The organism is Streptomyces sp. NPDC004629 (genome assembly GCF_042873595.1).
Lineage (GTDB): Bacteria > Actinomycetota > Actinomycetes > Streptomycetales > Streptomycetaceae > Streptomyces.
In genome coordinates this window covers 23,443-39,108 of the sequence record NZ_JBIALO010000014.1, presented here as the reverse complement: position 1 = coordinate 39,108, position 15,666 = coordinate 23,443, and the positions used below count along the sequence as shown (strand labels likewise).

Here is a 15,666-nt window from a genome sequence, read left to right as displayed (position 1 = left end):
GCCGCGGCGGCCCGGGGCCGCAGCGGCGGATCCCGGGGGGCGAGGGCCCGAGCACGGACCGCCGTCTGACGCGATCCGCGGTCGGTACCGGTGTCGGCGCCGGCGGCTCGTGCTTACCCGTTCGGTCGGAAACATGCGAGGCTGAATGACGTCCCAGGCCCCATCCCACCCCCGAGGAACCCCGACGATGAGCTCCGCCGAAGGCGACCGTGACCCGCAGCGCATCCTGATCGTCGACGACGAGCCCGCCGTACGCGAAGCGCTCCAGCGCAGCCTGGCCTTCGAGGGGTACGACACCGAGGTCGCCGTCGACGGCGCCGACGCGCTGGAGAAGTCGGCCGCGTACCGGCCCGACCTGGTCGTCCTGGACATCCAGATGCCCCGCATGGACGGCCTGACGGCCGCCCGCCGCATCCGCGGTGCGGGCGAGACCACACCGATCCTGATGCTCACGGCCCGCGACACCGTCGGCGACCGGGTCACCGGCCTGGACGCCGGGGCCGACGACTACCTGGTCAAGCCGTTCGAACTGGACGAGCTGTTCGCCCGCATCCGCGCGCTGCTGCGGCGCAGCTCGTACGCCGCCTCGCTGGCCGGCGCCACCCCGGACGACGAGGCCCTCACCTTCGGCGACCTGCGGATGAACCTCGCGACCCGCGAGGTCACCCGCGGCACCCGGCAGGTGGAGCTGACCCGCACCGAGTTCACGCTGCTGGAGATGTTCATGGCCCATCCGCGCCAGGTGCTCACCCGTGAGCAGATCCTGAAGGCGGTCTGGGGCTTCGACTTCGAGCCGTCGTCGAACTCGCTGGACGTGTACGTCATGTACCTGCGCCGCAAGACGGAGGCGGGCGGCGAGCCGCGGCTCGTCCACACGGTCCGCGGCGTGGGGTACGTGCTGCGCCAGGGCGGCGCCGAGTGACACGGCTGGCACGCCGGTTCCGGGCCCTGCCGATCCGCTCGCGGCTGTCGCTGCTGGTGGCGGCCGCGGTGGCGTTCGCGGTCGCGGCGGTCTCGGTGACCTGCTGGTTCATCGTGCAGGGGAAACTGTACGAGCAGATCGACAAGGACCTGCAGAAGTCCGCGACGGCCATGCTCATGGGCCGCCCCCAGGACCTCGACAACATCCGGACGGCGCTCAACAACTGCACGCAGACCCCGCAGGGCGCCAGCAACGGCAACTGGAACACCTACGCCCAGGTGGTCACCTCGGACGGAACCCTCTGTCTCTTCCCGAGTTCGGTCGGCCGGATCAAGGTCACCCAGACCGACGAGAACGTGGTCAAGAACGCGGACAACGGCAACGCGGACACCCGCAAGGGCGTCTTCCACAACAGCACCGACACGGACGGCAACCGGGTGCGCGTGCTCACCACGCCCATCACCATCAGCAGTCCCGTCTCCCAGACCAACGCGGTCCTCATGGCCGCCGTCCACCTCAAGGGCACCGAGACCACGCTCAAGGACCTGGCCCTGGTGCTGCTGCTGGTCTCCGGGATAGGCGTCGTCGGGGCCGGTGCCGCCGGTCTCGCCGTGGCCCGGGCCGGGCTGCGCCCGGTCGACAAGCTCACCGAGGCGGTGGAGCATGTCGCCCGCACCGAGGACCTGACCATCCGCATCCCCGTGGCGGACGACGGCGAGGACGAGATCGCCCGTCTGTCCCGGTCGTTCAACTCGATGACGTCCGCGCTGGCCAGCTCCCGCGAGTTGCAGCAGCAGCTGATCGCGGACGCCGGTCATGAACTGCGGACGCCGCTCACCTCGTTGCGGACGAACGTGGAACTGCTCACCCGCAGCGAGGAGACCGGCCGCCCCCTGCCGCCGGCCGACCGCAAGGCGCTGCTGGCGTCGGTGAAGGCGCAGATGACGGAGCTGGCGTCGCTGATCGGTGACCTCCAGGAGCTGTCCCGTTCGGAGGGCCAGCGCGGCGAGCGGGTCCAGGTGATCGCGTTCCACGACACCGTGGCGACGGCGCTGCGCCGCGCCCGGCTGCGCGGCCCCGAGCTGACGATCACGGCCGACCTGGCGCCGTGGTACGTCCGCGCCGAACCGTCCGCGCTGGAGCGGGCGATCGTCAACGTCCTCGACAACGCGGTGAAGTTCAGCCCCGACGGCGGCACGGTGGACGTGGCCCTGGACAGGGGCGTCCTCACCGTCCGGGACCACGGTCCCGGCATCGCCGTCGAGGAACTCCCGCATGTCTTCGACCGGTTCTGGCGCTCCCCGAGTGCGCGGGCGCTGCCGGGTTCGGGCCTTGGCCTGTCGATCGTGGCCCGCACGGTCCAGCAGTCGGGCGGCGAGGTGTCCCTGGCCCCCGCGGAGGGTGGCGGCACGGTGGCCACGGTCCGCCTGCCCGGCGCACCCACGGCCCCACCGGAACTGGTACAGGTACCGTGACGGTGCCGCCGCTTTCCACAGTGGGCTGACCAACCGCCCCGGCGCTCCGCTGAGTCGGCCGTTGTGCGCCGTTGTTCGTCTGCGGGTGCGTTGTGGCTGGACGCGCAGTTCCCCGCGCCCCTCTCGGGGCGATGCCTCGACGCTTCGCCTTCGCCGGGCTCTGCAGGGACCTGCGCACCCGTACCACCGCCCCCGGCGGCCGTCCGGCCCTACCGCCGGAGGATCAGTGTGTCTTCCGGGCGGCCGGCCGACCGAGGCGCGGCCAGTCGGGCGTAGGCGCCGCCGTGGGCGAGCAGTTCGGTGTGGGTGCCCGCCTCCACCAGCCGGCCGCGGTCCACGACCAGGATGCGGTCGGCATCCGGGGCCAGCGTCAGATCATGGGTGATCACGATCGTGGTCCGGCCGGCCATCAACCGGCGCAGGGGCCGCACCACCTGACGGGCGGCCACCGCGTCCAGGCCGGCCGTCGGCTCGTCCAGCACGAGGACGGGCGCGGCCCGGACCATCGCGCGGGCGATGGCGAGGCGCTGCATCTGACCGCCGGACAGGGCGGCCGTGCCGGGGGCGATACGGGTGTCGTAGCCGTCGGGCCCTCGAAGTCGACCCGGCCGCGTACCGGCCAGGCGGGTACCGGCCGGGCCGGGTCGGTGACTGCGGGCTCGGCGTGCAGGATCTCGCCGATGCGTTCGGCGCCGGCCACGGCCTCGGTGACGGTGAGGCCGAGCCGGCCGAGGGCGCGCACGGGCGGGTAGAGGTAGCCGAGGAAGGCAGCGAAGGCCAGCAGCTGGCCCAGCGTCATACGCCCGGCGGAGATCTCCCACACCCCGAGCCCGATCACCGTGAGCACGCACAGCGTCTCGACCACCTCGACGAACTGCTCGTACAGCTCGCTCAGCCGCGCGCCGCGCACGATGGCCCGCTGCCGGCCGCGGGCCTCGGCATCGAGCCGCGCCTCCTCGTCGCGGCGACGGTTGTAGGCCTGGGTGAGCACGATGTTGCCCAGCGCCTCGGTCCCACCACCGAGGTGATGGCGCCGTCGGCGACCCGCTCGTCCCGGGACGCCTTCTTGACGCGGCCGGCGAAGCGGCGGGGGGCGAGCAGGAAGAGGGGCGCGAGCAGGAACGTGGCCAGGGCCAGGTCCCAGCGCAGCCAGAACGCGGCGGCGGCGTAGAAGACGGCGGAGAAGGCGGCGCCGATCGAGCCGACCACCCCGGAGACGACGAGTTGCTCGATGGCCTCGACATCACCGGTGAGCCGCTCGACCAGGTCGCCCTGGCGGTGCCGCTGGAAGAAGTGCGGGGGCAGGCGCTGCACATGCCCAAAAGCGTGCGCGCGCAGCCGCCGCACGAACCGCTCGGCGGTCCAGGTGGCGAGCGAGTTGCCGAGGTAGCCGACCAGCGCGCCGAGGGCGGCCACGCCCAGCCAGGCGGCGGCCGGGCCCCAGAAGGCGGACAGCGAACCGGCCTGCAGGGCGTGGTCGGTGAGGTCGGCGAAGAGCAGGATGGCGGCGGTCTCGGTGAGCGCGGAGACCACCACGCAGGCCACGATCAGCGCCAGCCTGCTGCGGTCGCCGCGGGTCAGCGGCCAGAAGCGGCGGAACGCCCGGCGGGCTTCCCCCATGGTCAACTCCCTTACGGATCAGGGGATACGGCGCCCGGGAAGCGGGTGCGGACACGGCCGAGGCGGGGTCATCGGTGCGAGCGTGCCCGACCCGATGACCCCGCCTCGTGGCGGGACTTGCCGTCCCTCTCTTCCCGGGAATTCCCTGTGATTTACTCAGGTGAATTCTTGGTCAGCACTCGCCGCCGACCGGACGCCGCTTCGGAGTGTGCTTCTTCGGCGCCGGCTTCTTCGCGACCGGGGCGGGCTTGCGGGTCCGGTGAGACCTGGGTTAATTGGGCCTGAGATGAATTTTCAGATGCAATGCGGAACCATTTGGCAACTCACACAGGTTTTATGGAACGGAAAGGGCCCGGTACGTGAGTACGTACCGGGCCCCGGGACGGGAAGCAGCCGCTGTGCGGATTACCGCACGATGGTGATCCGGTCCGCCGCGGGGGGCGTGATCGGGCTGCCGGCCGACGAGTTGGCCGTCAGGTAGTCCGCCAGGGCGGTCAGGTCGTCCGCGCCCACCAGGGGGTTGGTGCCCTGGCCGAGCGTGGTGAAGCCGTCGCCGCCGCCCGCGAGGAAGCTGTTGGAGGCGACCCGGTAGGTGGCGGCCGGATCGATCGCGGCGCCGTTCAGCCGGATCGAGTCGGTCACCACGCGGTCCGCGCCGGACTTCGTCAGGTCCAGCGTGTAGGTCAGCCCGGCCGACGGCTGGAGGATCTTCGGCGCGGCCGCGTTGGCGCCGCTCACCTGCTCCTTCAGCACCTGGATCAGCTGCGCGCCGGTGAGGTCCTGGAGGTTCACCGTGTTGGCGAACGGCTGGACGGTGAAGCCCTCGGCGTAGGTGACGACGCCGTCGCCCTCGGCGCCCGAGGCCGTGTACGTCAGGCCGGCCCGCACGCCGCCCGGGTTCATCAGCGCCAGGGAGGTCTTCGGGTCCAGCTCCCGGCCGTGGGCGAGCTGTGCGTCCGCGATCAGGTCGCCCATCGGGGACTCGGTGCCGGTGTTGGCCACGTCGCCGGAGATGTAGCCGATCGGGCGGTTGCCGATGGGCGCGGCCAGCGTGTTCCACTTGGAGATCAGCTGCGTCATGTCCGCCGCCTTGGGCACGGTGCGCGTGACCACGCGGTTCGCCGACTTCACCGCCGTACGGGCGATGTCACCGGTCACCCGGTCGTAGGTCAGCGTGGTGTCCGTGTAGAGGCGGCCGAAGGAGGCGGCCGAGGTGACCATGCGCGGCTTGCCCGACGGGTCGTTGATGGTGCAGACGTACGCGTTGTGGGTGTGGCCCGTCACCAGCGCATCGACCGCAGGGGTGACGTTCTTCGCGATGTCCACGATCGGGCCGGAGATGCCGGCGCCTGCGCCCGAGGAGTCGCAGTCGTAGTTGTAGCTCGACGAGGCCGGGAAGCCGCCCTCGTGGACCAGGGCCACGATCGACTGGACGCCCCGGCGCTGCAGCTCCTTGGCGTACTTGTTGATCGTCTCGACCTCGTCCTTGAACTTGAGGCCCTTGACGCCCTCGGCGGAGACGATGCCCGGGGTGTTCTCCAGGGTGACGCCGATGAAGCCGACCTTGACGTCCTTCTTCTTCCAGACCCAGTACGGCTTCAGGATCGGCTTGTCCGTCTTCTCGTTCAGCACATTGGCCGCGAGGTACGGGAAGTCGGCGCCGGTGAACTTCTTCTTCTTGTCGTAGCAGCCGTCCGTCGGGTGGCAGCCGCCGTTCTGCAGCCGCGCCAGTTCCTTGGCGCCCTCGTCGAACTCGTGGTTGCCCACGGAGGTGACGTCCAGGTCCAGCCCGTTGAGCGCCTCGATGGTCGGCTCGTCGTGGAACAGGCCGGAGATCAGCGGAGAGGCGCCGACCATGTCACCGCCGGCCGCCGTGATGGAGTATCGATGGCCGGCGCGGGCCTGGCGGAGGTGGGTCGCCAGGTACTCGACGCCGCCCGCGTCGACCGTCTTCGTGGTGCCGTCGGGCTGCAGCTCGGTGACCCGGCCGGAGGAGCCGGACGGCGGCTCCAGATTGCCGTGCAGGTCGTTGAAGGAGAGGAGCTGGACGTCCTGGTAGCGGCCCGGACGACCGTGGCCGCCGTGGTCGTCCCGGTCGTTGTGCGCCTGCGCGGGCAGCGCCGCGGCCAGGGCCGCGACGGTGGCGAGACCAACGGCGGTCGCGAGAAACGTGTGCGTGCGGCGTCTGCCGCGGTGACGCGGATCGGCTGGCGTCGGCATGTGCCCCCCTGTGGGCTGATCGTGACGGGTGAATCCGATGGCGCAGCCTAGATTCAACGCGCGTAGCGCGACAGGGGGTTCACGGTTACATCCTGGTTTCCCTTTGTCGACTTCCTTGCGTTTGCCCTTGTCACCACTTTGCCGCGGGCTCCCCGTACCCTCGTACGCATGACCAGCGACGACGACGCACCGCCCTTCCCCTCCCGCTCCGTCGAGACCTGCTCGGCGCTCTCCACGGACCAGGCCGAGCGCGTCCTGGAACTGCTCGCGGCTGCCGCCGCAACCGACGGTCAGCAGGCGGTGTCCGAGCAGGGCAGGTTGCAACTGCGCGGGGGCGCGCGCGAGGGCGTCTCCCATCTGCTGCTCAGCGTCGGCGACGAACTCGTCGGCTATGCCCAGCTGGAGGACACCGACCCGGTGGAGGCACCCGCCGCCGAGCTGGTCGTGCACCCCTCGCATCGGGGGCACGGGCACGGCCGGGCGCTCGGCTCGGCGCTGCTCGCCGCGTCCGGAAAGCGGCTGCGGGTGTGGGCGCACGGCGGGCACGCCGCGGCCCGTCACCTCGCCCAGGTCCTTGGGATGTCCCTGTTCCGTGAACTGCGCCAGATGCGGCGGCCGTTGACCGGACTCCAGCTGCCCGAGCCGCGGCTGCCGGAGGGCGTCACGGTACGCACGTTCGTGCCGGGGCGGGACGACGCGGCCTGGCTCGCCGTCAACGCGGCGGCCTTCGCGCACCATCCCGAGCAGGGCTCACTGACCCAGCGCGACCTGGACGACCGCAAGGCCGAGCCCTGGTTCGACCCGGCCGGCTTCTTCCTCGCCGAACGGGCGGGGCACCTGGTCGGCTTCCACTGGACCAAGGTGCACGCGGAGGAGCAGCTGGGCGAGGTGTATGTGCTCGGCGTGGCACCCGGCGCCCAGGGCGGCGGCCTCGGCAAGGCCCTGACGACCATCGGCCTGCGTCACCTGGCCGCGCAGGGCCTGCCGACGGCGATGCTGTACGTCGACGCCGACAACACGGCGGCCGTGTCGGTGTACGAACGGCTGGGCTTCGTGACACACGAGACCGACCTCATGTACCGCACGGAGACGTGAGGACAGGGACGTACGAGGACAGCGGGAACACAGAGGTGAGGTGAGGCCCGGCCGTGCGGCCGGGCCTCCGCGCGCTTGAGCTGGGCGTTTGACTTTTGCGGTGCCCTTACACCACCTTTCCACTACTCAATTAGTGAAAGGGTGGTTGTCCGAGTGGTCGAGTACCGCATCGAACGGCACAGCGGCGTGGCCACCTATGTGCAGATCGTCCAGCAGACCAAACAGGCCATCCGGCTGGGCCTGCTGCGGCCCGGTGACCAGCTGCCGACGGCCCGCGAGGTCGTCGAGGCCACCGCCATCAACCCCAACACGGTCCTCAAGGCCTACCGGGAGCTGGAACGCGAGGGACTGGTCGAGGCGCGGCGCGGGCTCGGCACCTTCGTGCGCCGCACGCTGGGCTCGGCCCCGGCCGAGTCGCCCCTGCGCGCCGAGCTTGAGGCATGGGCGGTCCGGGCCCGGGAGGCCGGGCTCGACCGGGACGACATCGCCGCTCTCTTCACCGCCGTACTCGACAAGAACGCCGCGTACGACGCCGATCAGCACGCCGAGCAGCACGCCGATAGCCACGCCGAGCAGCACTTCCAGGGAGAACAGTCATGACGACCCATACCGGAGCGGCCATGGAGGCGGTCGCGCTCGGCAAGCGCTTCGGCCTGCGAGGAGGATGGGCGCTGCGCGACTGCGCGTTCCGGCTGCCCGCGGGACGCGTCTGCGCCGTCGTCGGGCCCAATGGCGCGGGCAAGTCCACGCTCCTTGCCCTGGCCGCCGGGCTGCTCGTCCCCTCCGAGGGCGGCCTCTCCGTCCTCGGCACGGACCCGGCAGGGGCCCGCGCCCGGGTCGGCTTCGTCGCCCAGGACAAGCCGCTGCATCCGCAGCTCACCGTCGCCGAGACGTTGCGCATGGGCGCCGACCTCAACCCCGGCCACTGGGACGGAGCCACCGCCGAGCGGGTGGTGGCCGCGGGCGGCCTCGACCCGGACGCCCGGGTGCGGTCGCTGTCCGGCGGGCAGCACACCCGGGTCGCCCTCGCCCTGGCCCTCGGCAAGCGGACCGAACTGCTGCTCCTGGACGAGCCGATGGCCGACCTCGACCCGCTGGCCCGGCACGACCTGACGGGCGTGCTGATGGGGCAGTCCGCACAGCACGGCACCACCATCGTGATGTCCTCGCACGTGGTCGCCGAACTGGAGGACTCCTGTGACCATCTGCTGCTGCTCGGCGGCGGCCGGATCCGGCTGGCCGGGGACATCGACGAACTGCTGGCCGCCCACACCCGGGTGAGCGCGCCCGCCGCTTCCGCCGACCTGAGCGCGCACACCGTCGTGGAGTCCCGGACCACCGGCCGCCAGCTGAGCGCCCTGATCCGCCGGGCCGCCCCGCTGCCCGCCGACTGGCGCACCGGCCCGCCGACGCTGGAGGACCTGATCCTCGCGCATCTGCGCAACCCCGAGGCCCCCGCCCTGACCACCACCGCCCCGGCGGAGACACGGCAGACCGAGCAGACCGGACAGACCGAGGAGACCGCCGCGTGACCGCCCTCACCGCCCCGGCCGCCACCAGCGCCGGCCCCGTCCACGGCGGCCCCCGGCTGACCCGCTGGCTGCTGCGCCTGCACCGGCCCGCGCTCATCGTCTGGACGGTGCTGGTGCTGCTCGGCTCCGCCCTGCTGCTGTGGCTCGCCGGACCGCTCACCGATGCGGCGGCGGAGGGCTGGCGGCAGTACAACGCCTGCGGCATGACCCCGCGGTGCACCTACGACCAGGACGCGATCCTCCTCCACAAGTCCACCTACGACTACCTCACGGCCGGCATGGTCGGGCTGCCGTTCGTGGTGGCCGCCTGGGCGGGCGCCGCGCTCACCGGCCGCGAACTGGAGTCCGGCACCGCGCAGCTCGCCTGGACCCAGGGCATCAGCCCCACCCGCTGGCTGGCCCTGCACACGGCCGTGCCGGCGGTCGCGATCACCGCGGGCACGAGCCTGCTGGTCGTGCTGCACCGCAGGGCGTGGTCGGCCGCCCAGGGCCGCGTCGACACCGGCAAGCCGTGGCACGACGTGTGGACCTTCCACGCCAACGGCCCGACCACCGTCGCCCTCGCCCTGGCCGGACTCGCCGTCGGCGTCCTCGCGGGCCTGCTGCGGCGCCGCACCCTGCCCGCGCTGCTGCTCGGCCTCGCGCTGGCCGCGGGCGTGTGGGGCACGGCCCAGCAACTGATGCCGCACCTGTGGCCGGCCGTCACCGAGGTGACCGGCCTCGACAAGGGCTACGGACACCTCTACTCCGGGATCCAGGCCGACCACGGCCTGGTCACCGCGGGCGGCGCGCACATCCCCGAGCCCGAGTGCTACGCGGCCACGTCCGACGGCTGCGACAAGGCGTTCGAGAGGCTCGGCGCGGTCGGCTACTACAGCACGTACCACCCCGCCTCCCACTACTGGCCGCTCCAGCTGACCACCGGCGCGTTCGTCCTGGGCGTGGCCGGGCTGTGCACGGCCACGTCGTTCTGGCTGCTGCGCCACCGCACCGCGACACCGCCGCTCGCCGACGGGCGGCGCGCGCCCCGTCGGAGCCGGACCGCCAAGCGGGCCACCGCGTGAGCGGCCCCGACGCCACGGCCTGAACCACGCCGCTGCGCGGCACGGCGTGCCGCGCAGCACGGGCCCCGGCACGCCGCCCGTCCCGTACCTCCCGCCCCGAAGGCGAACCCACAGCACCGGCGCCGCGCGCCCGCCACCCGTACCGCCGGTACGACCCCGTCGGACCTTGGCCGTCGTACGGGCCCGCGGCCTCCGTGGACGCCGGGGAGCCGCCCCGCGCTATCCCGCACGTCATGTCGCCGTAACCGTTGATTCAGACGGGCTTGCGACGCTCAGCCAATGAAGACCGCCGCGCCAGAACCTTCGCCGCCCCCCGATGGGTCCGGTGAGAACGGGACCGTGAGACTCCCTCCCGCACGTTCCGACGCGCCCTTCTCCCTGGTCGCGCGGAACAATGGGAACATGAGCCAGAACACCCGGGCAGAGGCCCAGCCGTCTCCCACCACCGCCCTCGGTGGGGGCCCTGCGGGCCGCGGCAGCCATGCGAACGCGCAGCCCTCCGTGGGCTCCATAGCCGCGCACCGCCCGCACACCGTGGCGGCGACGGTCTCCGACCTGGAACCCGACCTCGACGCCGATCTCGACGGGTATGAAGAGTCGCAGACCGACGGCGCCCCGTTGCCGCAGGGTCGGTTCCTCGACCGGGAGCGCAGCTGGCTCGCGTTCAACGAGCGGGTCCTCGAACTCGCCGAGGACCCGGAGACGCCCCTGCTGGAGCGGGCGAACTTCCTGGCGATCTTCGCCAGCAACCTGGACGAGTTCTTCATGGTCCGGGTGGCCGGTCTGAAGCGCCGCATCGCGGCGGGTGTCGCCACCCGGTCCGCCTCCGGCCTCCAGCCCCGCGAGGTGCTGGAGATGATCTGGGCCCGCTCCCGCGAGCTGATGGCCCGGCACGCCGCCTGCTACCACGAGGACGTCGCCCCCGCCCTCACGGAGGAGGGCATCCACCTGGTCCGCTGGAACGAACTGGCCGAGAAGGAGCAGGCCCGCCTGTTCACCCTGTTCCGGCACCAGATCTTCCCGGTCCTGACCCCCCTGGCGGTCGACCCGGCGCACCCCTTCCCGTACATCTCCGGCCTGTCCCTGAACCTGGCCGTGGTGGTGCGCAACCCGGTCAGCGGCCACAAGCACTTCGCCCGGGTGAAGGTGCCGCCACTGCTCTCCCGCTTCCTGGAGGCGGCCCCCGGCCGCTATGTCCCCCTTGAGGACGTCATCGCCGCCCACCTCGAAGAGCTGTTTCCGGGCATGGAGGTGCTGGAGCACCATGCCTTCCGAGTGACCCGCAACGAGGACCTGGAGGTCGAGGAGGACGACGCCGAGAACCTGCTCCAGGCCCTGGAGAAGGAACTCATGCGGCGCCGCTTCGGGCCGCCGGTGCGCCTGGAGGTCGAGGAGTCCATCGACCGCGAGGTGCTCGACCTGCTGGTGCGCGAGCTGAAGATCAGCGAGGCGGAGGTGTATCCGCTGCCCGGCCCCCTGGACCTCACCGGGCTGTTCCGCATCCACAGCCTCGACCGGCCCGAGCTGAAGTACCCGAAGTTCGTCGCCGGCACCCACCGCGACCTCGCCGAGGTCGAATCGGCCTCCGAGCCGGACATCTTCGCCGCCCTGCGCGGCCGGGACGTACTGCTGCACCATCCGTACGACTCGTTCTCGACGTCGGTGCAGGCCTTCCTCCAGCAGGCGGCCGAGGACCCCGACGTCCTCGCCATCAAGCAGACCCTGTACCGGACCTCGGGCGACTCCCCGATAGTCGATGCGCTCATCGACGCCGCCGAGTCCGGCAAGCAGGTACTCGTCCTGGTCGAGATCAAGGCCCGCTTCGACGAGCACGCCAACATCAAGTGGGCGCGCAAGCTGGAGGAGGCCGGCTGCCATGTCGTGTACGGCCTGGTCGGCCTGAAGACGCACTGCAAGCTGTCCCTGGTGGTGCGCCAGGAAGGCGAGACGCTGCGCCGCTACAGCCACGTCGGCACCGGCAACTACCACCCGAAGACGGCCCGGCTCTACGAGGACCTGGGCCTGCTGACGGCGGACCCGCAGGTCGGCGCCGACCTGTCCGACCTGTTCAACCGGCTCTCCGGATACTCGCGCCGCGAGACCTACCGCCGGCTGCTGGTCGCGCCCAAGTCCCTGCGGGACGGGCTGGTCTCACGCGTCGACAAGGAGGCCCAGCACCACCGTGCGGGCCGCCCCGCCCTCATCCGCATCAAGGTCAACTCCATGGTGGACGAGGCGGTCATCGACTCCCTCTACCGCGCGTCCCAGGCGGGCGTGCCGGTGGACGTCTGGGTGCGCGGGATCTGCGCGCTCCGGCCGGGCGTCACGGGCCTTTCGGAGAACATCCGGGTCCACTCCGTCCTCGGTCGCTTCCTGGAACACTCCCGGGTGTTCGTCTTCGGCAACGGCGGCGAGCCCGAAGTGTGGATCGGCAGCGCCGACATGATGCACCGCAACCTCGACCGCCGGATCGAGGCACTGGTCAGGGTCACCGACCCGGCCCACCGGGCGGCCCTCAACCGGCTGCTCGACACCGGCATGTCCGACACCACCTCCTCCTGGCACCTGGGCCCCGACGGCGAGTGGACCCGGTACGCGACCGACGCGGACGGACAGCCCCTGCGCAACGTCCAGGAGATGCTCATAGACGCCCGGAGGCGCCGGCGTGGCACAGCAACACCTTGAACCGACGGACCCCACGGCCGGGTCGGCGACCGGAGACGCCCTCGCGGTCTACCTGCGCGCCCAGGCCACGGAGTTCCTGCGCGCGCTGCGGCTGCACCGGGAGACCGGTACGTCCGCCGGCCCGGAAGAGTCCGTCGACGCGGCGCGCGCCCTGCGCCGCTCGGCCCGTCGCATCAGTGGCAGCCTGCACACCTTCCGCCCGCTCCTCGACGCCGACTGGTCGGAGGAGATGCGCCCCGAACTGGCCTGGCTGTCGGGGACGCTGGGGATGGAGCACGCGTACGAGGCGCGTCTGGAGCGGCTGTTGCTCGCGCTGCACCGGCTGTCCGGCTCGACGCCGTTCCCGGCGCAGTCGGTGACCGCAGGTGCCGGCCCGGCGGTCACCGGTGCCGGCCCGGCCGCCCAGGAGCGCGGCAACCTCACCGTGGGCGCGGCCAAGGCGGGCGCCCTGCTCGAACGCCAGCTCACCCTGGCCCGGACCCGGGCCCACTCCACCGCCCTCCAGGCCCTCGGCTCCTCCCGCTTCCACGCGGTCGCCGACAAGGTCGCCGTCCTGGCCAGCGAGGTTCCGCTGACCCCGGCCGCGGTCAGCACCGACCTGCGTCCGGCCGCCGCGGCGGCGGAGGAGCGGCTCATGGACGCCATCGCCGCGCTGCCCCTGGTCACCGCCGGGCACCCGTACAACGCGGAGGCACTGGTCCACGGGCTGTCCCCGGAGCCCACCCCGCACCCGCAGGACGGCCCCTGGCACCAGGTGCGCCTGCTGCTGCGGCTGCACCGCTACGCCCGTGAGGTGCTGTGCGGCGGCGGGCTCGGCACGCCCCCGGCCGAGCTGCGGCTGCTCACGGCGGGCCGGGCGCTCGACCGGCACCGGGACGCGGCGGAGGCGGCCGGAGCGGCGGCGCAGGCGGCCCGCACCCCGCGCATCGCGCCCGCGACGGCGTACGCGCTCGGCGTGCTCCACGCCGACCAGCGGCACGAGGTGGAGGCCGCACGGTTCGAGTTCCAGCAGTCCTGGCAGAAGCAGCCGGTCAGCGCGCCCTGACCGGCCGCCGACGGCCCCGAAACGCCATGACACGACCCCGAAGCCGAACCCGGCTCCGACCCGGAATGTGACCCCGAATCCGAAGGAGCCTCACGGACCAGGAGGGTGACCAACCGGTGACCAGCACGAATGACACCACCGTCCAGGCGGCCGGCTGCGTCCTGTGGCGCCGCTCTCCCGTCGACGGCCAGGTGGAGATCTGCCTCGTCCACCGGCCGAAGTACGACGACTGGTCCCACCCGAAGGGCAAGCTGAAGCGCGGCGAGGAGGCACTGGCCGGCGCCCTGCGGGAGGTGACGGAGGAGACCGGGTACGCCGCCGCCCCCGGTGGGGAGCTGCCCACCCTGCGCTATCCGGCCAACGGCCGCCCGAAACAGGTGCGTTACTGGGCGGCCGAGGCCGCCGCGGGCCGCTTCGCGCCCAACCACGAGGTGGACCGCATCCTGTGGCTCTCCCCCGCCGCGGCCCGCGCCCGTCTCACCCAGCCACGCGACCGGGACCTCGTCGACACCCTGGTCCGCCGGTTCGAACACCTGCGCCCGTCAAGCTGACGCCCCCGGGCGAGCCCTTCCGGGTCAGCCCGTGGGGGTCTTGCGTTCTTCGGCCACCCTCAGGATCGCGTCGATGCTCTCCAGGCTGAGCCGGTCCTCGTCGGCCGCCGACGCCGCGATGATCAGCTCGCCGCACAGTTCGATCTCGGCGAGGGCCACGTGGTCCTGCACCGCCGTACCGCCGCCCGGAGCCACGCTGCATCACCTCGTCTCTGCCGTCACCGACTTCCTAGGGTAGGCAGTGGTCTACACATCGCGCATGGCACGGACGGGCTATTCCCCGGGGTGATCCACCGGCTGGTCCTCCGCGATCCGGCCCGCGTAGATGTCCTTCGGGCGCGGCAGTCGCACGTCCACGTCGGTGCCGAAGTCGTACAACAGCGTCGTCGAGGCGACCGCGACGGGGGTCTGCTGCTGGCCGTTGACGAAGCTGAACCGCTGCCTGAGCTTGCGGATGCGGCCCTGGTCGTCGAGGTAGGCGTCGAAGGGGACCTCGGCCGTCGCGAACCCCTTGGCCGCCGCCGCGAGGGCTGCCCGGTTGCCCGCCGAGGCCGCCCGGGCCGCTGCGGCGAGGTCGGCGGTGCCCCGGTAGTGCCGCACCGCGATGCCGCCCACCTCGGTCCGGCCCGCGTACCTCGCCGTCCGCGTGCCGCGCAGCAGCTCCGCGGCGGCGTACGGGTCGGTCGCGCCGCCCGTCACCAGGTTGCCGTCGGAGAGGGTCGCCGTGTCGACCCGTACCCATTTGTCGACGGGCACCCCGGCACCCCGGTTCTTCATGTAGAGCGCGCCCGGCGCGAGGAGTTCGGTGATCGGCCGGTGCTCGGTGGCTCCCGTCGGGTCCTGCGGCAGCACGACCGTGAGCTGCCCGAGCTGCCGACGGTAGTCGTAGACGCCTTCGCCGCGGATGGTGACCCGGGTGCCGCCGGTCGCCATCTCCATCGACGTGCCCGCCCGGGAGCTGCCCGCGGCGCGCAGGTCGTCGGCGGCGCGGCGCAGGGTGGTGACCGGATCGGCCGGGCCGCGCGCGTCGGCGGCGACGCCGCTGCCGGCGCAGCCCGTGGCACACGCGCCCGAGCCCACCAGCATGATCACAGCGACGACCGTGCCGCCCGCCTTCCTGTGCTGCCGCCGATCCATCGCCTGCCTACCCCCGGTACGTCCGTCACGGGCCCCCTGTCGTTCCGGTTAACGACGGGTAGGGGGTGCCGTCACGCGTGTCGGCGGGTGGGCGAGCCCACGGGGTCCTGTTGCCCGCGGGCTCGGTAACGTTGTCGGAGTGGCGCAGCAGGACGGGCCGGAGCGGGCCCGCGAGGGACAGCAACACCGCACGATGACCGATGAGCAGGGCAGCTTCTGCGTGGCCCGCTGCACCTGCGGCTGGCGCGGACCGGCCCGCCGAGCAAGAAGCCAGGCCCGCGCAGACGCAGCGGCCCACTCAGCAATCCCCTGAAACCACC

12 protein-coding genes and 1 pseudogene are annotated in these 15,666 nt (G+C 72.3%); 9 read left to right on the top strand and 4 right to left on the bottom strand.

Features of this window, described 5'->3' with window-relative positions:
* Positions 1–187: 187 nt before the first annotated feature.
* Positions 188–922 carry a response regulator transcription factor gene (locus ACFYTE_RS22190; protein WP_388712949.1) on the top strand — a complete coding sequence of 245 codons (735 nt, stop codon included), beginning with the start codon at positions 188–190 and terminating at the stop codon, positions 920–922.
* A complete protein-coding gene (locus tag ACFYTE_RS22185; protein WP_388712946.1) occupies positions 919–2,397 on the top strand; it encodes a sensor histidine kinase in 1,479 nt (492 codons plus the stop codon). The genes ACFYTE_RS22190 and ACFYTE_RS22185 overlap by 4 nt, the downstream gene beginning before the upstream one ends.
* Before the next feature lie 209 nt (positions 2,398–2,606).
* Here the strand turns inward: ACFYTE_RS22185 and ACFYTE_RS22180 are convergent.
* Positions 2,607–4,017 (bottom strand): annotated as a pseudogene (locus ACFYTE_RS22180) (ABC transporter ATP-binding protein).
* A 405-nt stretch (positions 4,018–4,422) separates the two neighbouring features.
* Positions 4,423–6,237 (bottom strand): bifunctional metallophosphatase/5'-nucleotidase, encoded by a 1,815-nt coding sequence (locus ACFYTE_RS22175; RefSeq protein ID WP_388712943.1) that lies wholly within the window; start codon positions 6,235–6,237, stop codon positions 4,423–4,425.
* A 168-nt stretch (positions 6,238–6,405) separates the two neighbouring features.
* Here ACFYTE_RS22175 and mshD point away from each other — a divergent pair, with 168 nt between their 5' ends.
* The 7 genes from mshD to ACFYTE_RS22140 all read left to right on the top strand — a co-directional run bounded on the left by mshD (position 6,406) and on the right by ACFYTE_RS22140 (position 14,209).
* Entirely contained in the window at positions 6,406–7,332 is a 927-nt protein-coding gene (gene mshD / locus ACFYTE_RS22170) for a mycothiol synthase (protein ID WP_388712940.1), read from the top strand.
* A gap of 153 nt (positions 7,333–7,485) precedes the next feature.
* Complete coding sequence (locus ACFYTE_RS22165) at positions 7,486–7,932, top strand: GntR family transcriptional regulator (protein ID WP_388713423.1); 447 nt, start codon at positions 7,486–7,488, stop codon at positions 7,930–7,932.
* Positions 7,929–8,864 carry an ABC transporter ATP-binding protein gene (locus tag ACFYTE_RS22160; RefSeq protein ID WP_388712937.1) on the top strand — a complete coding sequence of 312 codons (936 nt, stop codon included), beginning with the start codon at positions 7,929–7,931 and terminating at the stop codon, positions 8,862–8,864. Before ACFYTE_RS22165 ends, ACFYTE_RS22160 begins: the two co-directional genes overlap by 4 nt.
* Positions 8,861–9,928 (top strand): ABC transporter permease, encoded by a 1,068-nt coding sequence (locus ACFYTE_RS22155; protein WP_388712934.1) that lies wholly within the window; start codon positions 8,861–8,863, stop codon positions 9,926–9,928. The genes ACFYTE_RS22160 and ACFYTE_RS22155 overlap by 4 nt, the downstream gene beginning before the upstream one ends.
* 279 nt (positions 9,929–10,207) lie before the next feature.
* Positions 10,208–12,613 carry an RNA degradosome polyphosphate kinase gene (locus ACFYTE_RS22150; protein WP_388712931.1) on the top strand — a complete coding sequence of 802 codons (2,406 nt, stop codon included), beginning with the start codon at positions 10,208–10,210 and terminating at the stop codon, positions 12,611–12,613.
* Positions 12,594–13,658, top strand: a complete 1,065-nt coding sequence (locus ACFYTE_RS22145) for a CHAD domain-containing protein (RefSeq protein WP_388712928.1) — start codon at positions 12,594–12,596, stop codon at positions 13,656–13,658. Before ACFYTE_RS22150 ends, ACFYTE_RS22145 begins: the two co-directional genes overlap by 20 nt.
* A 116-nt stretch (positions 13,659–13,774) precedes the next feature.
* Entirely contained in the window at positions 13,775–14,209 is a 435-nt protein-coding gene (locus ACFYTE_RS22140; protein ID WP_388712925.1) for an NUDIX hydrolase, read from the top strand.
* Positions 14,210–14,233: 24 nt separating this feature from the next.
* Here the strand turns inward: ACFYTE_RS22140 and ACFYTE_RS22135 are convergent, their stop codons facing one another.
* Together ACFYTE_RS22135 and ACFYTE_RS22130 are read right to left on the bottom strand one after the other, a co-directional pair.
* Positions 14,234–14,404 (bottom strand): hypothetical protein, encoded by a 171-nt coding sequence (locus ACFYTE_RS22135; RefSeq protein WP_388712922.1) that lies wholly within the window; start codon positions 14,402–14,404, stop codon positions 14,234–14,236.
* 78 nt (positions 14,405–14,482) lie between these two features.
* Positions 14,483–15,346 carry a hypothetical protein gene (locus ACFYTE_RS22130; RefSeq protein ID WP_388712919.1) on the bottom strand — a complete coding sequence of 288 codons (864 nt, stop codon included), beginning with the start codon at positions 15,344–15,346 and terminating at the stop codon, positions 14,483–14,485.
* Positions 15,347–15,666: the final 320 nt, after the last annotated feature.